The organism is Bifidobacterium pseudolongum subsp. globosum, assembly GCF_004155535.1.
Classification (GTDB): domain Bacteria; phylum Actinomycetota; class Actinomycetes; order Actinomycetales; family Bifidobacteriaceae; genus Bifidobacterium; species Bifidobacterium pseudolongum_C.
Genome location: NZ_RYUH01000011.1, coordinates 38427 through 56637, shown reverse-complemented (window position 1 = coordinate 56637; position 18211 = coordinate 38427). Strand labels below are relative to the sequence as shown.

Below are 18211 nucleotides of genomic sequence, written 5' to 3'. Positions count from 1 at the left end.
CGGGTATGGAAGCCACGGTACAGATCGAACGATACGCGGATCAGGGCAGGTGCGTCGCACACATCGACGGGCGCGTCGTCTTTGTGCGGTTCGCACTGCCGGGCGAGCGCGTGAGGATCGTGCTCGACGAGCCGACCGACAGGAGCGACCGGTTCTGGACCGGCGAAGTCGTCGAGGTGCTCGAGGCGAGCCCGGACCGTGTGACGCCGAGCTGGCCGCTCGCCGGACCGCTCGCGATGGGCGGCGGCGTCGGTGGCGCCGACCTCATCCATGTGTCGCTCGAAGGTCAGGAACGGTGGAAGGAAGCCGCGGTCATGGACGTGATGCGCCGGCTCGGCCATGTGGAGCTCGACGAGATCCCCGTCTACGCCATGCCCGGCGACGAAGACGCACAGGGGCTGCACTGGCGCACGCGCATCGAGATGATCACCGACGATGAGGGACGGCCGTCGATGCACCGCCGTGGCAGCCACGTACGCGTGCCGATCGACACGATGCCGCTCGCGACGCGCGCCGTGCTCGAAGCGGCCGCGATGAACGACGTGTGGGGCGGCGCGCTACCCGCCAACGCGCAGGTGCGCATCGCCGTTCCCGAGCCGCGCGTGGACGCCGCGGACATCGCGGATGGGGCTGCGCTGCGCCGTGCCATCGGCAGGAACTACGCCATCATCGTCGACGGCAAGGTGCGCCACGGCAGCCGCAGCCTGACCGAGCGGATCACGGTGGACGGCCACGCCTTCGACTACACGGTGGACGCCGCCGGCTTCTGGCAGATGCACCGCGAGGCACCGCAGGTGCTGCCGCAGTACGTCATCGACCAGATCCGCGAAGTCCTTGGCGGCCGCGCGCCCCGCAACGGCCGCAATCTGGTGATCTGGGACCTGTATGCGGGATCCGGCCTGTTCACGCTGCCGCTCGCGACCCTGATCGACGAGCATGCGAAGCTCGTCAGCGTCGAAGGCGCGAAGACGGCGGTCGCGAACGCCCGCAGGAACCTCAAGAGCGCGGGCATCCACACGGTGCAGGCGTTGTGCGGCGACGTGCTCAAGACGCTCGAGAAAGACATCGATCCGCAGCGCGCGCACCCCGACATCGTCGTCCTCGACCCGCCGCGCGCGGGCGCGAAGGCGAAGGTGTGCACGAAGATCGCGAACTCCGGCGCGCCGATCGTCGTGTACATCGCGTGCGACCCGGCGTCGCTCGCGCGTGACACGGCGACGCTCACCCAGCATGGATATGCGCTCCATTCGATCGCCGCGTTCGACATCTACCCGATGACGCACCATGTGGAGACGGTCGCCGTCTTCACGAAGTGAGCGCAGCCACTGGCTGGCGGAGCATACAACGGCGGGTGCACACGGTCGAGTAGACTGGCGCGCATGAGCGAAACGACGAATGCGGCAACGGCCGTGCAACCGAAGATGCCGGATGTGTCCGAGCGGGGATTGACGGCGGCGCAAGTCGAGGACCGCATCGAACGTGGACAGACGAACGCCGTCACATCGTCGACGTCGCGCTCACTTGCCGACATCGTGCGTGCGAACGTGTTCACGCTGTTCAACGGCATCATCCTCACCGCCATGGTCATGGTGCTCATCGCCGGGTCATGGAAGGACGCCGTCTTCGGGTTCGTCATCATCATCAACACGGGCATCGGCATCGTCACCGAGCTGCGCGCAAAGTACACGCTCGACAAACTGTCGATCCTCGTCGCCTCTGATTACCTCGTGCGCCGCGACGGCAACGACGTGGAGGTTTCGCACAACGACATTGTGCTCGGCGACTTCATGTGGCTGCGGTCGGGGGAGCAGGTGCCCGCGGACGCCACGATCGTGCAGACGTGGGGGCTCGAACTCGACGAGTCGATGATCACCGGCGAATCGCGCACCGTGCGCAAGAAGGAGGGCGACACCGTCTACTCCGGCTCGACCGCAGTGTCCGGCATGGCGCTCGTACACGTGACCGCGGTCGGCGCGCACAGCTACGCCGCCACACTCACCGCGCAGGCGAAGGTGTACAAGAAGAACGTCTCCGACCTCAACAAGGGCATCAACACGATCCTCAAGTTCATGACGTTCCTCGTGGTGCCGCTGTGCATCCTGCTCATCCTCACACAGATGAAGACCGTCGGCGGCTGGTCCGCGGCCATCGCGAGCGGCGCATGGCGGCAGGCGGTCGTCTCGTCGGTCGCCGGCGTGGTGGGCATGGTGCCGGAAGGCCTCGTGCTGCTCACCTCGCTCAACTTCGCGCTCGCGGCGATCAGGCTCGCGCGCAAGAACACGCTTGTGCAGGACCTCGACTCGGTGGAGACGCTCGCGCGCGTCGACTGCCTCAACCTCGACAAGACCGGCACGATCACCGACGGCGGCATCGTCTACGACGACTTCATCGCACTGCCTGCCTGCGCCAGCAAGCAGCAGGCGATGCAGGCGCTCTACGACCTGGCGAACGAGGAAAGCCCGAACGGCACCGGCCGTGCCGTGCTCGCGGGGCTCGGCAAGCAGGGATTCACCGGCAGCGCGCAGCTCGAACGCGTGCCGTTCTCGAGCGCGCGCAAATGGAGCGCGGTCGCGTTCCACGACGAGCCCGAAGCGGGCCAGGGCGGCGTGTGGTACATGGGCGCGCCGGAAGTGCTGCTCGCCGGATTCGCGAACCAGTACCCGGACGTGCTCAAGCAAGTCAACGACTACGCGAACAACGGCATGCGCGTGCTGCTCATCGCGCACGCCGCCGGCGAAGTCCCCGCCGATTTCGAGACCGACCCGAAGCTCGAGGCGGGCGCGCAGCCCGTGGCGATCGTGCTGTGCTCCGAGCATATCCGTGACGACGCGGAGCCGACGCTCGCGTGGTTCCGTGAACAGGGCGTGCGCTGCCGCGTCATCTCCGGCGACAACCCGGTGACGGTCGGCGCAATCGCCGGTAAGGTCAAGCTCACCGGCGACCGTAAGCCGGTGGCCATGGATGCGCGCGAACTGCCGCAGGACGTCGATGGGCTGGCGCGCGTGCTCGAGAACGTCGACGTGCTCGGTCGCGTGCTGCCCGAACAGAAGAAGGCGATTGTACAGGCGCTGCACACGCAGAAGCACGTGGTGGCGATGACCGGCGACGGCGTCAATGATGCGCTCGCGATCAAGGAGGCCGATCTGGGCATCGCGATGGGCAACGCGGCGCCGGCGACGAAAGCGGTGGCCGAAGTCGTGCTCGTCGACTCGAAATTCTCGCATCTGCCCGACGTCGTGGCGCGCGGACGCCAGGTCATGGCGAACATGGAGCGCGTCGCGAGCCTGTTCCTGACGAAGACCGTCTACTCGGCGCTGATCTCGTTCGGTGTCGTGCTCAGCATGATCCCGTTCCCGTATCTGCCGCGGCACATCAGCTACATCGGCGCGTTGACGATCGGCGCCCCGGCGTTCCTGCTCGCGCTCGCGCCGAACACGCGCCGCTACATTCCCGGGTTCCTGCGCCGCGTCTTCGCGTTCTCGGTGCCGTGCGGCATCGCGACGGCGCTCTCGGTGCTGCTGTCCGCATGGTTCGTGCCGAAGCTCATGGGGTGGAACGTCGACGGCTCGGCGCAGTACCAGCTGCTGTGGCGGTCGATGTGCGCCACGGTGCTCTTCGTGATGGGCATCTACGTGCTCGCGCGCGTGGCGACGCCACTCAACTCGTGGCGCGGCTGGCTCGTCGCGGCGTTCGCGGCGGCGGGTGTGATCGGCATGTGCATCCCGTTCGTTGCGCATTTCTTCGCATTCCAGCTGCCGGGCGGCAAGGGCCTGCTCGCGCTTGGTGTGCAGATCGTGATCGCCACGCTGCTCTTCGCGCTCAGTGTGTGGCTGTTCCCCAAGTTCCTGCCCGTGACCATGCGTTCGGTCATCTCACAATACAAGCGCATATCGAAGCGCTGAAACATGCACACGGTATCGTGTGAGCCAATCACCAGTTCCACAACACGTTCGGAGGAAACCCATGTCCATGCGCGACGACCAGCTGGACGTCCTCAACGTCGGGGAGCAGTCGTACGACTACTACAGCATCGCCGACCTTGAGGGCATTGACCACCTTCCTTATTCGCTCAAGGTGCTCGTCGAGAACCTTGTGCGCAACGAGGACGGCGCCAACATCACCGACGAGCACGTGAAGACGCTGCTCGATTGGGACCCTGCAGCCGATCCAAGCCATGAGATCCAGTTCACGCCGTCGCGCGTCGTCATGCAGGACTTCACCGGCGTGCCGTGCGTCGTCGACCTGGCCACGATGCGCGACGCCGTCAAGGAGCTCGGCGGCAACCCCGAGGTGATCAACCCGCAGGTGCAGTCCGACATGATCATCGACCATTCCGTGCAGATCGACGCCTACGGTGTGGATGACGCCGTGCAGATCAACATGGACATCGAATACGAGCGCAACGGCGAACGCTACCAGTTCCTGCGCTGGGGCCAGCAGGCCTTCGAGAACTTCCGCGTGGTGCCGCCAGGAACCGGCATCATCCACCAGGTCAACATCGAATACCTCGCCCAGGTCGTCATGCGCAAGGCCGCCGCCGACGGCAAGACGCTCGCGTACCTCGATTCGTGCGTCGGCACCGACTCGCACACCACGACCGTCAACGGCCTCGGTGTGCTCGGCTGGGGCGTCGGCGGCATCGAAGCCGAGGCCGCCATGCTCGGCCAGCCGATCTCGATGCTCGTGCCGCGCGTCGTCGGCTTCAAGCTCAAGGGGGCGATCCCCGAAGGCGTCACGGCGACCGATGTGGTGCTCACCATCACCGACATGCTGCGCCAGCACGGCGTCGTCGGCAAGTTCGTCGAGTTCTACGGCGAAGGCATCGCGTCCGTCCCGCTCGCCAACCGCGCGACGATCGGCAACATGAGCCCGGAGTTCGGCTCGACGTGCGGCATCTTCCCGATTGATAACGTCACGCTCGACTACCTGCGCCTGACCGGCCGTTCCGACGAGCAGGTGGCGCTCGTCGAGGCGTATGCGAAGGCGAACAAGCTGTGGCACGACGTCAACGACCCGCAGTATGTGGAGCCGCAGTACTCCGAATACCTCGAGCTCGACCTGTCGACGGTCGTGCCGTCGATCGCCGGCCCGAAGCGCCCGCAGGACCGCATCGAGCTCAACCATGCGAAGACGACGTTCGAAGAGACACTGCCCGGCTATGTGACCGAGAAGACGAACGGCAACCCCGTGCACGTCTCGACCGATTTCCGTGGCGATTTCGACATCCAGAACGGCGACGTGGCAATCGCCTCGATCACCTCGTGCACCAACACCTCGAACCCCTCGGTCATGATCGCGGCCGGCCTCATCGCGCGCAATGCCGTGGCGAAGGGCCTCAAGCCCAAGCCATGGGTCAAGACCTCGCTCGCCCCGGGATCGCAGGTCGTGGCCGACTACTTGAAGCAGGCTGGCCTGCAGGAGGACCTCGACCGCCTCGGCTACCAGCTCGTCGGCTTCGGCTGCGCCACGTGCATCGGCAACTCCGGGCCGCTGCTGCCGGAGATCTCCGAAGCGATCAACGCGAACGACCTCACGGTGACGGCAGTGCTGTCGGGCAACCGCAACTTCGAAGGCCGCATCAGCCCGGACGTCAAGATGAACTACCTCGCCTCACCGCCGCTCGTCATCGCCTACGCGCTCGCCGGCACGATGGACTTCGACTTCGAGACGGAGCCGCTGGGCACCGACCCGGAAGGCAAGCCGGTGTACCTCAAGGACATCTGGCCCACGAACGACGAGGTCGAGCAGGTGGTGAGCGGCAATGTGAGCCGTGAGATGTTCCTCAACGACTACGCTTCGGTGTTCGAAGGCGACGCGCGCTGGAAGGGCCTTGACGTGCCCGAAGGCGAACTGTTCGCATGGGATCCGGAGTCGACGTATGTGCGCAAGCAGACGTTCTTCGACGGCATGGGCGCCGAGCCGGCCCCGGTCGAGGACATCCGCGACGCACGCGTGCTCGCGTTCCTCGGCGACTCGGTCACGACCGATCACATCTCGCCGGCCGGCGCGTTCAAGGCGACGAGCCCCGCGGGCGAATACCTTGTGGAGCATGGCGTGCAGCCGAAGAACTTCAATTCGTATGGTTCGCGCCGTGGCAACCACGAAGTCATGGTACGCGGCACGTTCGGCAACATCCGCCTGCGCAACATGCTGCTCGCGTCGGTGGGCGAGGAGATCAAGCCGGGTGGCTACACCTACGACTTCCTGGCGATGAAGCCGACGACGATCTACGAGGCCTCACGCGACTACATCGCGAACGGCACGCCGCTCGTCGTCATCGGCGGCAAGGAATACGGCACCGGCTCCTCGCGCGACTGGGCGGCGAAGGGTACCGCGATGCTCGGTGTCAAGGCCGTCATCGTCGAAAGCTTCGAGCGCATCCACCGTTCCAACCTCATCGGCATGGGCGTGCTGCCGTTGCAGTTCCCCGAAGGCGAATCGGCGGAATCGCTTGGCCTGAACGGCACCGAGGTCTACTCAATCACCGGGATCGACGCGCTCAATCAGGGCGTGACGCCGAAGACCGTGCACGTCGAGGCGACGCACAAGGACGGCTCGAAGACCGAGTTCGAAGCCGTGGTGCGCATCGACACGCCTGGCGAAGCCGACTATTACCGCAATGGTGGCATCCTGCAGTACGTGCTGCGCAATCTGATGAGCGAGTGACGCTAAGCAGGCCAGAGCGCAAGGGGGAGGGCCCATCCACACGACTGTGGATGGGCCCTCCCCCCTTGGTATATGTGGTGAGCCTTGAGCTTACTTGCCCTGCTCCTTGGCGGCCTTCGCCGCCTGCTTGCGCTGCTCGTCGGCCACAATCGCACGCACGCGTTCCTCCTGGAGCGCCTCACGCTGTTCCTGCAGCTTGTCGTCCTTCGTGACGGGCGTCTTGATCCTGCCCATCTCGCGCTCGGCGTCGATAATGCCCGCGCGCACGGCGGCACGGATCACGTAATACAGCACCCAGATGCTGATGGCGACGATGATGATGGTGAACAGGCTCGCATATAGTCCGGTCATGGTCCACGCTCCTTAGTTGCTCTTTCCTCAGGTGATGCCATCGTTGGCAAGCACTGACGCCATTATAAGGCCATGCGGCGCGGGTTCGGCACGCACGCGGCATGCATTGCGCCACGTGCTATAGAATGTGCACGTGGGCACGAACAACACAGCACTGATCATCGTCGATGTACAGCCAACGTTCACGGAGGGCGGCGAGCTCGCCGTTGAGGGCGGCAACGCGGTAGCCGAGCGCATCCATGGGTTCGCCGAGCGCAACCGCAGCCGGTATACGCTCATCGCGACGACGCAGGACTGGCATGTCGAACCGGGGGAGCATTGGTCCGACCACCCGGATTTCGTCGACACGTGGCCGGTGCACGGCGCGGCCGGCACGCCGAATGCGCGCCTGCACCCGGCGGTCGAGTCGCTTGGCGTGCCGCACCACATCAAGAAGGGGCAGTACAGCGCCGCGTACTCCGGGTTCGAAGGCGTCGAAGACAACGGCGAGGCCATCCCCACGCGCGAAGATGTGGCCGAGGCGCTCGCCGCGGGCCGCACGCTCGACGCGCTGCTCACCGGAGCAGGCGTCGCACGCGTCGACATCGTGGGCATCGCGTTGTCGCATTGTGTGCGCGACACCGCGCTCGATGCGGCATCGCGCGGCTACGATGTGCGCGTGTACACCGACCTGAGCGTGCCGGTGAGCGAGGAGTTGGGCAAGGCTGCCATCGAACGGATGCGGCAGGCTGGGATCACGATCATCGAGGGGGATGAGTATGTCGATTAGCGCAAGCGAAAAACCGCTGTCCAAAGTGTTCACCGCCGACTACCGGTTCGCGATTCCGGCGTTTCAGCGTTCGTACAGCTGGCACAACGTGCAGATGAAGCAACTCATCGAAGACGTCATGGACGCGTGCGCCGTGCACGACGGGCCGTATTTCCTGGGTTCGCTCATCCTCGTGCGCGACGAGCACGGCATGCATCAGGTGATCGACGGGCAGCAGCGGCTGGTGTCGCTGTCGATCATCTTCGCGGTGCTGCTCACGCTCGAAGAGGACCCGCAACTGCACGCGAGCCTCGCCGGACTGCTCACCGAAGCGGGCGACAAACTGCGCGGCATCGAGACCGAGCCGCGCCTCAGGCTGCGCGAGCAGGACGAGGAGTTCTTCCGCGAATACGTGCAGCACGGTGATCTCGAGGCGCTGTTCGACCTGCGCGACACGGACATCGCCACGCAGGCGCAGCGCAACATCCAGATGAATACGAAATGCGCATACGACACGCTCGCCGCGATGGCCGACGACGAACGCCGGCAGTTCGCCGCCTACCTCGTCAATGACGTCATGTTCGTCATCGTCACGACCGACGACATCTCGGGCGCGTACCGCATCTTCGACGTCATGAACATGCGTGGCATGCCGCTCACGCCGTCCGACGTGTTCAAGGCGAAGGTCGTTTCGGGCATCTCGAGCGCCGCGCGCACCGTCTACGCGCGCTATTGGGACGACATCATGGAACCGATGGGCGACGAGAACGCGCGTATCGAACGGTTCTTCGCCGACCTCGACCTCATCTTCACGCGCACGCCGATCTGCGAGTCGCTGATCGCGGATTTCACCGGCCACGTACTCGACGGATACATCCGCAAAGGGCAATGCATCGAATTCATCGACGACGTGTTGCGCCCGTACGCGATCTGCGACGAGATCCTGCACCGGCCGAGCGAAAGCCTGCTGCCGCGCCCGGTCGTCGATCTGCTCTGTGCGCTCGGCGACTACCCGTACAGTGACTGGAAGCCGGTCGCATTGTGGGCGCTCGTCCATTCGCTCGACAATCTGAACGACCCGGACACGGTCGTCTTCGCGCATGGCGAGCGCAATGCGTCGCAGCGCGTTTCGCTGCACGACGGCGAGCGCCTGATGCAGATCCTGACGATGCTCGATCGCGTGACCGGCATCGACTGCCTCAACGGGAAGTCGGAACTCGAACGGCGCACGCGCGCGGCCACGATTGTGCGCGACCTGAAGAAACAGTCGCCGTTGCAACGCATCGCCGGATTCAGTGTCAGCGCCGACGAACAGCGACTCGCGATGCTGCACCTGCGCGGCGAACTTTCGATCGACGCCGGCATGCGGCGGCTGTTGCTCATCCGTGCGAACGAACAGCTCGCCGGCGAGCGCATCACACGGCCGCGCAGCCTCAACGCCGTGCCGATCATCCCCGAACGCGTGCCCACCGGTTCGCAGTTCGCCGCTTGGCCGGCCGGCACATGCGACTATTGGGCGCAGCGGATCGGCAACTTCGTGCTCACGCAGAAGGCGCCGCGGTATTTCAACGGCGTGGATGACTTCGTCGCGCGGCGCGACCTCATGGTGCGCGACGCCAGTTCGCGGCGGTTCCCGTTGACGCGCGCGCTGCGCGATCTGGAGGTGATCACCCCGCAGTATCTGGAGTTGCGGCAGCGGCAGATCATCGACCTCATCGCGCAGGCATGGCACATCGACCGCGGTGACGTGGCAATCGCCGAACAGCAGGCAGCTGCCGCGGCGCACACGCCGGGCGTCGCGCACCGGTCCAAGCGCACGTCGAAGCGTGTGGCGGTGGCCGAAGTGGTGCGCGCGGGGCTGCTCAAACCGGGGGACCGGTTCGTGTGGAACCGGCCGCGCAAGCATGAGACGTGGATTATCACCGTCACTGAAACCGGGTTCCAAGGAGAGGACGGCACCGAATACGCGACGCCGACGGCCGCCGCCCGCCAGATCGGCGGATCGACGGCGAGCCTCAACGTCTGGAAGCGGGAATCCGATGGGCGTGCGCTGAGCGACATCTGGAAGGCGTACCGCGCGATGATGTGACGCTTGCCCAACGTGAGGGGCGGGTACCGTGTGATCGGTGGCCGCCCCATCGGTTGCGGAAAACAGTAATTTGTATAACACTAAGACAAATTAAAGCGTATAATTTGTTTTGCTGGATGAAACTTTATTAAACCAATACTCTCTAGTTTCCCTTTTATTGGTAATTTCTTTTCGTATAGACATTTTGCTATATTTGATAAATGCTTCTTATCAACTTCTCTTGTCAATTGGCAGTCGGGTTTCCATATTCCCGCATCGAAAAAGTCTATAGGAAACAACGTGGAGGACCTGTCGCATGTTCTCCTGATCTCAGCCTGTAATTCCAGGAGTGGCATACTGGTAGCCATGTCAATGTTGAAAAAAGGCTGATCATTGGGGTAGAAACTATATGACTTGAAGATAATATCTATTTGTTCTCTTGTCTGAGAAATATCTTCAATTGCATTGATAATATCTATCTCTTTGAGATTGTCGTACATAGCAAATTTGATATGAGGATTATTCTCTGAGTTGTATAGGTAATCATCTATATCGTTTACCATAAGTTCCTTCCATATCCGTCGTATCCACTCATCTGTCGCTTTGTCAAAATAACCTACAACTGCATATCCCATATCCATCTCCTGTATATATGCTGATTTACTGTTTTGCTAGTAAAATGCCAATAGGGTAGAAATAAACACACCAAAACTCTAATACAACTATGCCTATCCACTTCGGGTTATCTGTGTTGAATACGCCGAGCATGTGAAAATCAAGAAGTGAGGCAGCTTCCTGATGGTCAGATCGCAACCGCTGATGATGCCAATGGCCGCCTATTGAGCAAGATCTGGAAGGTGTACCGCATCATGATGTGACGTCGCCGAGCGCCAAGGGGGCGGCCACCGTGCACACGGTGGCCGCCCCCTTGGATTGCAGGATTGCGGACAGCGCCTTACGCCTCGGCGAGCCGGGTCGCGCCCGGGGCCGCCAGCTGGGGGCGCGAACGGCGCAGCTTCGAGAACGCGAGCCCAAGGCAGATGAACACCACGCCGAAGAGTAGCACGATCGCGTTGTTGGCGAGCCACAGTCCCGCATCGATATGGCCGTCCATGCCGTTGACCGCGTCGATCGACTGGCAGAACCACCAGCCGGGCAGCAGTTTGCCGATGATGATCATCACATGCGGCATCATGTCAATCGGGAACGCCATACCTGAGGTGAACATGACGAGTAGGCCGAACACGTTCGCGATCGCGTTGACGGCGACGGAGTTCGCCGACAGCATGCTGATCATGAAGCCGCTCGCCACACCGACGAGCGCATACAGCACGAGCGAGGCGCCGGAGTAGAGGAGCGTCGGCATGGGAATGCCGTTGATCGGCAGTCCAGCGAGCGCGGGCAGCGCCATGGATATGCCCCAATACAGCAGACTGACGATTGCGCCAAAGAGTGCGCATGCGGCGAATTCCTGCATGACCATGGCACCGGTATGCTGTGGCGAGGCATACAGCCTGCGGCGCACATTCGCTGTGGAGAACGCGTTCATCGCGAGCGCCGTGCATACGAGCGTCGCGGCGAGCAGCGGGTAGACGCCCATCTTGGCGGTCATCACATAGGCGGTGCGCGCCGACTCCTGCTTGTCGCTCGCGGCGCCCGGATCGTCGGCCACGTTGATCTGTGGGTAGGCGCCTGCGTCGTCGGCAAGCGTGTCGATGACGGCGTCAGCCGCCGTGTTGAGTGCCGCGGGCGTCACGGCGGCCCCCGTCTGTGTCTGCTGTGCGAGCGCTTCGATGCGCGTCAGGCGCAGGAAGTCGTCTACTTGGAGTTTCGCGAGCGAACCGTAGGCGCCGGTGAAACTGACGACCACGTCGAGTTTCGGCTCTTCGCCGTTGTTCGTGAGTGCATCGGCCAGATGCTGCGTGTAGCCGTCGGGGACGATCACGATCAGGTCCGCGTAGTTCGAGGCTGCGGCCGTCTGCAGGTCCTCGCCCGTTGTACCGACGTCAACGAGGTTGCAGTCCTTCGCGAGGAACTCGCGCATCGCGTCGACCAGATCGGCGCCGTGCGCGTCGCGGTTGACGACGGCCACGTCCGCTTTGGCGGATTCGTAGTGGACCGAGCTGTCGGATGCGGAGAGGTTGGTGATCAGTGTCCAGCTCAGGCCGAACATCATCAGGCACAGCCACACCACATAGATGAGGATCATGAGTTTCTGGGCCAGCAGGACCTTCAGTGTGGTCTTAAAGGTGTGCATAGCGTTGCCTCCTGAGGAACACGGTCGCCAATGCCAGGGCGAGAACGGCCATCGTCAGCAGGATGCCGACGGTGCGGAAGAATGGGGCATATGAGTCGTAGTAGAGGATGTCGTAGAACAGGTTCGTCACCTGCTGGGTGGGGTTGATCGTTGCGACGACCGGCGCGTTGCGCTGAATCCAGTCGCTCAATGCCATCGCACCGGAGCCATACAGGCCACTGAGCAATGAGAGCGCGCATGAGAAGGCCGTCGTCAGGCCGATTTTTGTGCCGGCCGTCAGTTTCGGCAGTGATCCGAGCAAGGTGCCGAGCGCGTTCGATGCAAACGATGCGACGACGATCGCGAGCAGTGTGGCCGCCCAACGGCCGCCGAACGAGATGCGGCAGACGAAGTGGATGTACAGCAGCGCCACGAGCAGCGAGCAGAACGTGCACAGCCAGCTGGCGAGGAACCCGCCCATGAGCTGGCGGAGCCTCGTGAGCGGCGCGAGCGAGCGGCGCATGCCGAGCGCGGAGAGGTTCGCCTGCGCCGAGCACACGGTCGTCACGGCGAAGGTCATCGCCATCAACGCGGTCATCGCGAGCAGCGCGTAGTAGTAGCGCGCGGATTCGTCGGGCTTGAAGTTCGTCAGGCGCACTTGGCGCGTGAATCCCGGAGCCTCCTGCACGGCCGCGGTGAACACCTCATTGGTGAACACGGCTGGGTCGGATGTCATGATCTGCGCCACGGTGAGCGCCTGCCGGTTGAACATGCCGATCGCGCCGTCGAGGATGCTCAACGAAACTGGCAATCCGGGGGTGCTCATCGTGTCGTTCACGCTCGAGACGGTCGCGCGGCTGATTGTCATATGCAGCAGGCCATCGCCGTCCACCGTGAGGAACCCACGCACGTCGGTGTCGGTGTTGATCAGGTCAGTCGCCTCGGCGGTGCTGTCCACCGGCGTCACGTCGAGCAGGTCGCGCAGATCGGTGACGCCCGAATCCACATCCATTGCGTCGGGTGCCGTGTCGCATGTCTGCGGGGTGACCGGCGTGCGCTGCATCGCGGCGACTAGTTGTTGCGCACCTTCGGACTTGCAGTAGTCGCCATTCGCCACCATGGCGAACCGCATCGTCGTGACCTCATAGGTCGCGCTGAGATTGCCGAACATGCCCAGGAACATCGTCGAGAGCAGGATCGGAAAGCAGAACAGCCAGAACAGCGACGATTTTTCGCGCAGATTGATGCGCAATGTGGTCAGGAACGTGCTCCACATCGTGGTCTCTCCTTTCGTATACGCATGCGGTCAGTCGCGCAGGTCGGTGCCGGTCAGCGCAAGGAACACGTCATTGAGCGTCGGCGTGTGCGAGCTGACATGCCCCACAGGCACATCCGCCTGCCGCAGCGCCTGCAGCACGTCGATCAGATTGTGCGCGCCCTGTACGCACGAGACCGTGAGCGTGTCCTGCTCGAACGCCACGTCGTGCACCGCGGGCAGGTCGCGCAGTGCGGCGATGGTGCGCGCACGTGTATCATCGCCGCCCGTGAGCGACGGCGCCTCGATGCTGATGCGCTCACCGACGTCGATCATGCGCTTGAGCTCGTCGGCGGTGCCGAGCGCGATCTGACGGCCATGGTCGATGATCTGGATGCGGTCGCAGATCTGCTCGACCTCTTCCATGTAGTGGCTCGTGTACACGATGGTGGAGCCCTGCGCGTTGAGCTGCTCGATGCCTTCGAGAATCGCGTTGCGGCTCTGCGGGTCGACGGCCACGGTCGGCTCGTCGAAGAAGATGAGCTCCGGCTTGTGCACGATGCCGCACGCGATGTTCAGGCGCCGCAGCAGGCCGCCGGAGAGTTTGCGCGGGCGGTACGTGCGATAGTCGTCGAGTCCCACGAACGCGATCGCCTCGTCGACGAGCCCTGTGCGGCGTGCACGGTCTGCCACGTACAGCGAGCAGAAATACGAGATGTTCTCTTCGACCGTCAGCTCGTTGAACACGGCGATATCCTGCGGCACAACGCCGATGCGGCGTTTGAGATCGTAGCTCGTGGGGCCCATCGGCTCGCCGAAGATGCGGATTTCGCCCGAATCATAGGTGAGCAGGCCGAGGATGCAGTTGATCGCGGTCGTCTTGCCCGAGCCATTCGGTCCGAGCAGGCCGTAGATCTCGTCGCGGCGCACCTCCATGCTGAGGTAGTCGAGGGCCAGGTTGTCTCCATAATGCTTGACCAGTTCGGTCACCCGGATGGCCGGGGTGGGCTGCGCGGTGCGTTGTGCGGTGCGTTGTGCGGCGCTCGTCGGGATTGGTGCTGTAGTGTTCATGTCCACCATTGTTCCAAGCGGGCGCGTGCCGACACCGTGCCTGCCATCACCAGTTTCGTGAAGCAGTGGTGACAAATGTCACGATGCGCGTTGCGGCAGCCGCGGTGTGCCTGATAATGGAAGCGGCAACACGTACACGGCACGGAAAGGAGCGCAGCATGGCGGACATCGCAGCCCATGTGCTCATAGCCGTCATCTGCACGTTGCTCGCCCTGCTGGCCGGCTCCGACATCACCGTGGCCACCGTGGTGGGCCTGCTTGTGGCGATCTGTCTGGCGGCGCTCGCCGCGCTCGTCGAGACGAAGACATGGCTCACCTTGGGCATGGCGTTCTGCGTAGCGGCTCTCGCCATTCCCACATGGGCCATGTTCCTGCCGCTTGTGGCGTGCGATCTGGCCTATCAACTCGTCTTCTGCGCCACGCCACGCACACGCCATGCCAAATATGTGCTCACGGCGGCGCCATGTGCGGCGGCTTGCGTGGTGACGGGCATGGCGTTGATGAGCATCGGCGGCGTGTGGCCGCACGACGCGCGTGCGCTCGCCTGCATGCTGTTGGTGCCGCTCACTGTGCTGGCCGCCGTGGCGGGTTGGCTGCGTGCTGATGGCCTGCGCTCGCAGATGCGCTACCGTGCGCTCGCCGATGCACGGCGTGAACGGCTGCGCCTGTCGCACGCGCGCATCGCCGATGTCGAGGCGCAGCGCACCGCCGACATGCGGCAGGCCCGGCTCAACGAACGCACGCGCATCGCCCGTGAGATCCACGACAACGTGGGTCACGTCCTCACACGCGCGATCATGATGACGCAGGCCGACCATGTCGTGGCCGCAACGGTGGGCGACGCCGAGCACGCCGCGCAGTTCGGCCAGATCAGCGCTACGCTCGACGAGGCGATGACGTTGATCCGCGCGTCGGTGCACGACCTGAAAGACGAGGGCACCGATTTCCACAGCATGGTCGAAGACGCCGCATCGGTCGACGAGGGTGTTCCGCTGACGGTGCATCTGGCCGATGGCATCGAGCACGCCCCGGCCGCGGTCGCGCGCTGTTTCGCTGCGGTCATCCGCGAGGCGCTCACCAATGCGGTGCGGCATGGCACGGCGAGCGAGGCCATGGTGAAGCTCATCGACCTGCCGGGCCTGTGGCAGCTCATCGTGCAGGATAACGGCGGCAAGCCCGCACGCATGGCAGGTGTTTGGCAGGCGGGCATCGGGCTTGCCGACATCGAGGAACGCGCCCGCGCACTCGGCGGCAACGCCACATGCGGGCCGTACGGCGAAGGCTGGCGCGTGTTCGTCTCCATCCCCAAACCAGACCCCGCACAACAGACCACACAAGGAGCATGATGATTTCAGTGGCCATTGTCGACGACGACCCGATTGTGTGCTCGTCGATCGGCACGATACTCACCGCCACCGGCACCGCGCAGGTGCTGTGGAGCGCGCATGACGGCGAGGCCGCCGTGGCGAACTGCCGCCGGCACGCCCCCGACGTGCTGCTCATCGACGTGCAGATGCCGGGCATCGACGGCCTTGAGGCGGCGGAGCGCATCCTGCAGGACGACCCCGATGCGCGCATCCTGATCCTCACCACATTCGCCGACCCCGACTATATCCGCCGTGCCATCGACCTGCATACCAAGGGCTATCTGATCAAACAGGACGTCGCCTCCGTGGTTCCGGCAGTGCAGGCGGTCATGGCGGGCCAGGTAGTGCTCGGCGCCGAGGTCCTGGGCCAGCTACCGCTGCATGGGACGTCGGGCGAAGCCGTGGTGCCGGACGGGGGTGTGGGGGAGGACCCGCGGTTCGCGGTGCTTACCGACCGTGAGCGGGGCATCGCAGCCCTCGTGGCCGAAGGATTGGACAACCGCGAGATCGCGGGGCGTCTGTATCTGAGCGAAGGCACGGTGCGCAACCGCATCAGCGACATCCTGGCCAAGACGAACATCTCGAACCGCACCAAACTCGCCGTCGAATGGCTCGCATGCCACTGATGAGCGTCCGCCTTCACCGTGGGCGAGGTGGAATAGCGCTCTACGCGGCGGTGTTGAATGCAGTGGAGCAACCGTATTGGACCGTTCCCATCGTATTGTCAGAAGACTTTCAGATTGTAGGCGAATCCTTCGCGTACAATAGGGGCAGCCAAAACAGATAAGGAACAACGGATTATGACATATGGCCAGCAGCCCTATGGGGGCTATCCCAATGGTCCGCAGTCGCAATACACCATGCGGCAGCAGGCGGGCCAAACCACAATCGACGCCACGCCCGCGTACGCGTACGAGCGTGCCGAGCATGTGTCGATCACACGCGCCTATGGCGAGATGACGATCGGCCTGCTCATCACCGCGGCAGTGGCCATCTTCACACAGATGAGCGGGTTCTATGTGTCGTTCCTGCGCGCCACCGGTGCGCTGGGCGTCTGGCTGCCGGCGATCGTGCAGATCGGCATGGCGGTCTACCTTGGCGTGCGCGTCATGAAGATGTCGCCGGCCGCCGCGCGCGTGTGCTTCTACATCTTCGCGGCGCTCATGGGCGTGACGATGAGCACGATCTTCGGGGCATACAACCTCGGCACGATCGGCTTCGCGTTCTTGATCAGCGCGGGCTTCTACTTCGCGCTCACGATGTTCGGCCTGACGACCAAGGCGAACATGCTCAAAGCCGGCCCGGTACTGATGATCGCGCTCATCGTGCTGATCGTGGCGCAGGTGATCCTCATGTTCGTGGCGCCCACCGACACGATGCTCAAAGTCATTTCGGCGATCGGCATCATCCTGTTCGCCGGCATGACGATCTACGACGCGCAGTTCACTCGCGCCGCGTTCGCGCAGTACGCCGCGCAGGGCCCCGAGATGATCAAGCGCATCTCGATCCTGTGCGCGCTCAATCTCTACCTCGACTTCATCAACATGTTCCTCTACGTGTTGCAGCTGGTGGGGCTGAGCCGGGACTAGCCCGCGCAGGCCTCACATACGGTGGTGGCCCCACGCTTGTTCAGCGTGGGGCCACCACCGTTTTGTTTGCCGGGGCCGTGCGCGCGTCACGAGATCGCGTGCTGCAGCCCCTCGGCGTGCGGGGCCTCGCCGCTCTGCGGGGCGCCGTTGATGTCGCGGTGGATCGTCTGCATCTGCGTCTCCACGTTCTGCAGCGAGCGCGCGCAATCGAGCAGCGTCTGCGCGTGCTCCGCGTGCTTGTTGTCGGGCAGGTCGGTCTTGTACCGCAGCGCGTGCTCGAGGCTCGCCCAGTAGTCCATCGCGATCGTGCGGAACTGCACCTCCACAGGCGTGTAATGCGCGCCGTTCGACAGGAACACCGGCACGGCGTAGATCACGTGGAGCGAACGGTAGCCGTTCTGCTTGGGTGATTTGATGTAGTCCTTCACGCGCAGCGCTTGGATGTCGGACTGCGCCGAAAGGTAGTTGGCCACGGAATACACGTCGTCGCGGTAATTGCAGATCACGCGGATGCCGGCCACGTCGAACAGATTGTCGCGGATGGCCTCGATCGTCACCGGCAGGTTCTTGCGTTCCAGTTTGCCCAGAATCGAATCCACGGACTTGAGGCGGCGCTCCATGTGATGGATCGGGTCGTGCGAAAAGCGCACTTGGAATTCGGAGTCGAGGATCTCGAGCTTGGTGCTGATCTCGTACATGGCGCCTTCGTAGACCTGCATCTGGTTGATGAACTCGGTCATCGTCTCCATGTCGCTCAAATGCCCCGGTTGGCTGTCGGGGGAGAACTGGGCGAGCAACACCTTGAGACGGGTGCGCAGGTCATTCGTGTTGATGCGGCTTTGGCGGTCAAGTATCACATT

Annotated in this window: 14 protein-coding genes; 8 read left to right on the top strand and 6 right to left on the bottom strand. The window is 63.7% G+C overall.

Translation table 11 applies throughout. The features are described from left to right. The first annotated feature begins 5 nt into the window (after nucleotides 1-5). From PG2093B_RS06165 to acnA, 3 genes are all read left to right on the top strand, one after another. Nucleotides 6-1316, top strand: a complete 1311-nt coding sequence (locus PG2093B_RS06165; protein ID WP_129897750.1) for a class I SAM-dependent RNA methyltransferase — start codon at nucleotides 6-8, stop codon at nucleotides 1314-1316. 63 nt (nucleotides 1317-1379) lie between these two features. Further along, nucleotides 1380-3902, top strand: coding sequence for an HAD-IC family P-type ATPase (locus PG2093B_RS06160; RefSeq protein WP_101399449.1), 2523 nt, complete (start codon nucleotides 1380-1382; stop codon nucleotides 3900-3902). 61 nt (nucleotides 3903-3963) lie between these two features. After that, nucleotides 3964-6666: an aconitate hydratase AcnA gene (gene acnA / locus PG2093B_RS06155; RefSeq protein WP_129897749.1), complete on the top strand. Its 2703-nt coding sequence runs from the start codon at nucleotides 3964-3966 to the stop codon at nucleotides 6664-6666. A 90-nt stretch (nucleotides 6667-6756) separates the two neighbouring features. On the opposite strand, the gene PG2093B_RS06150 is transcribed toward acnA, so the two are convergent. Then, a complete protein-coding gene (locus PG2093B_RS06150) occupies nucleotides 6757-7017 on the bottom strand; it encodes a hypothetical protein (protein WP_129851652.1) in 261 nt (86 codons plus the stop codon). A gap of 133 nt (nucleotides 7018-7150) precedes the next feature. Between PG2093B_RS06150 and PG2093B_RS06145 the strand changes: the two genes are divergently transcribed. Both PG2093B_RS06145 and PG2093B_RS06140 read left to right on the top strand, forming a co-directional pair. After that, on the top strand, nucleotides 7151-7786 hold the full coding sequence (locus PG2093B_RS06145; RefSeq protein ID WP_129897748.1) for an isochorismatase family protein: 636 nt from the start codon (nucleotides 7151-7153) through the stop codon (nucleotides 7784-7786). Further along, nucleotides 7776-9854 carry a GmrSD restriction endonuclease domain-containing protein gene (locus PG2093B_RS06140; RefSeq protein ID WP_129897747.1) on the top strand — a complete coding sequence of 693 codons (2079 nt, stop codon included), beginning with the start codon at nucleotides 7776-7778 and terminating at the stop codon, nucleotides 9852-9854. The genes PG2093B_RS06145 and PG2093B_RS06140 overlap by 11 nt, the downstream gene beginning before the upstream one ends. 80 nt (nucleotides 9855-9934) lie before the next feature. On the opposite strand, the gene PG2093B_RS06135 is transcribed toward PG2093B_RS06140, so the two are convergent. The 4 genes from PG2093B_RS06135 to PG2093B_RS06120 all read right to left on the bottom strand — a co-directional run bounded on the left by PG2093B_RS06135 (nucleotide 9935) and on the right by PG2093B_RS06120 (nucleotide 14395). Then, nucleotides 9935-10468 (bottom strand): hypothetical protein, encoded by a 534-nt coding sequence (locus PG2093B_RS06135; protein ID WP_129897746.1) that lies wholly within the window; start codon nucleotides 10466-10468, stop codon nucleotides 9935-9937. Between the two features lie 320 nt (nucleotides 10469-10788). Beyond that, nucleotides 10789-12090, bottom strand: coding sequence for an ABC transporter permease (locus PG2093B_RS06130; RefSeq protein WP_242502840.1), 1302 nt, complete (start codon nucleotides 12088-12090; stop codon nucleotides 10789-10791). Beyond that, nucleotides 12077-13345 (bottom strand): ABC transporter permease, encoded by a 1269-nt coding sequence (locus tag PG2093B_RS06125; protein ID WP_129897745.1) that lies wholly within the window; start codon nucleotides 13343-13345, stop codon nucleotides 12077-12079. Before PG2093B_RS06125 ends, PG2093B_RS06130 begins: the two co-directional genes overlap by 14 nt. Nucleotides 13346-13375: 30 nt before the next feature. Then, the gene (locus tag PG2093B_RS06120) at nucleotides 13376-14395 is read right to left on the bottom strand and encodes an ABC transporter ATP-binding protein (RefSeq protein ID WP_129897744.1); all 1020 of its coding nucleotides are present in this window, start codon (nucleotides 14393-14395) and stop codon (nucleotides 13376-13378) included. A gap of 158 nt (nucleotides 14396-14553) precedes the next feature. Here PG2093B_RS06120 and PG2093B_RS06115 point away from each other — a divergent pair, with 158 nt between their 5' ends. From PG2093B_RS06115 to PG2093B_RS06105, 3 genes are all read left to right on the top strand, one after another. Further along, nucleotides 14554-15741, top strand: a complete 1188-nt coding sequence (locus PG2093B_RS06115) for a sensor histidine kinase (RefSeq protein ID WP_165369727.1) — start codon at nucleotides 14554-14556, stop codon at nucleotides 15739-15741. A gap of 2 nt (nucleotides 15742-15743) precedes the next feature. Continuing rightward, complete coding sequence (locus PG2093B_RS06110; RefSeq protein WP_129897794.1) at nucleotides 15744-16388, top strand: response regulator transcription factor; 645 nt, start codon at nucleotides 15744-15746, stop codon at nucleotides 16386-16388. Between the two features lie 174 nt (nucleotides 16389-16562). After that, complete coding sequence (locus PG2093B_RS06105) at nucleotides 16563-17351, top strand: Bax inhibitor-1/YccA family protein (protein WP_022858738.1); 789 nt, start codon at nucleotides 16563-16565, stop codon at nucleotides 17349-17351. Between the two features lie 86 nt (nucleotides 17352-17437). Here the strand turns inward: PG2093B_RS06105 and PG2093B_RS06100 are convergent, their stop codons facing one another. Next, entirely contained in the window at nucleotides 17438-18208 is a 771-nt protein-coding gene (locus PG2093B_RS06100; protein WP_129853788.1) for a GTP pyrophosphokinase, read from the bottom strand. Between the last annotated feature and the right edge of the window lie 3 nt (nucleotides 18209-18211).

Coding starts and splice junctions, on each gene's coding strand:
- PG2093B_RS06120 (WP_129897744.1), bottom strand. CDS start 14,395: ATGAACACTACAGCACCAATCCCGACGAGCGCCGCACAACGCACCGCA.
- PG2093B_RS06125 (WP_129897745.1), bottom strand. CDS start 13,345: ATGTGGAGCACGTTCCTGACCACATTGCGCATCAATCTGCGCGAAAAA.
- PG2093B_RS06105 (WP_022858738.1), top strand. CDS start 16,563: ATGACATATGGCCAGCAGCCCTATGGGGGCTATCCCAATGGTCCGCAG.
- PG2093B_RS06165 (WP_129897750.1), top strand. CDS start 6: ATGGAAGCCACGGTACAGATCGAACGATACGCGGATCAGGGCAGGTGC.
- PG2093B_RS06150 (WP_129851652.1), bottom strand. CDS start 7,017: ATGACCGGACTATATGCGAGCCTGTTCACCATCATCATCGTCGCCATC.
- PG2093B_RS06115 (WP_165369727.1), top strand. CDS start 14,554: ATGGCGGACATCGCAGCCCATGTGCTCATAGCCGTCATCTGCACGTTG.
- PG2093B_RS06135 (WP_129897746.1), bottom strand. CDS start 10,468: ATGGGATATGCAGTTGTAGGTTATTTTGACAAAGCGACAGATGAGTGG.
- acnA (WP_129897749.1), top strand. CDS start 3,964: ATGTCCATGCGCGACGACCAGCTGGACGTCCTCAACGTCGGGGAGCAG.
- PG2093B_RS06140 (WP_129897747.1), top strand. CDS start 7,776: ATGTCGATTAGCGCAAGCGAAAAACCGCTGTCCAAAGTGTTCACCGCC.
- PG2093B_RS06130 (WP_242502840.1), bottom strand. CDS start 12,090: ATGCACACCTTTAAGACCACACTGAAGGTCCTGCTGGCCCAGAAACTC.
- PG2093B_RS06160 (WP_101399449.1), top strand. CDS start 1,380: ATGAGCGAAACGACGAATGCGGCAACGGCCGTGCAACCGAAGATGCCG.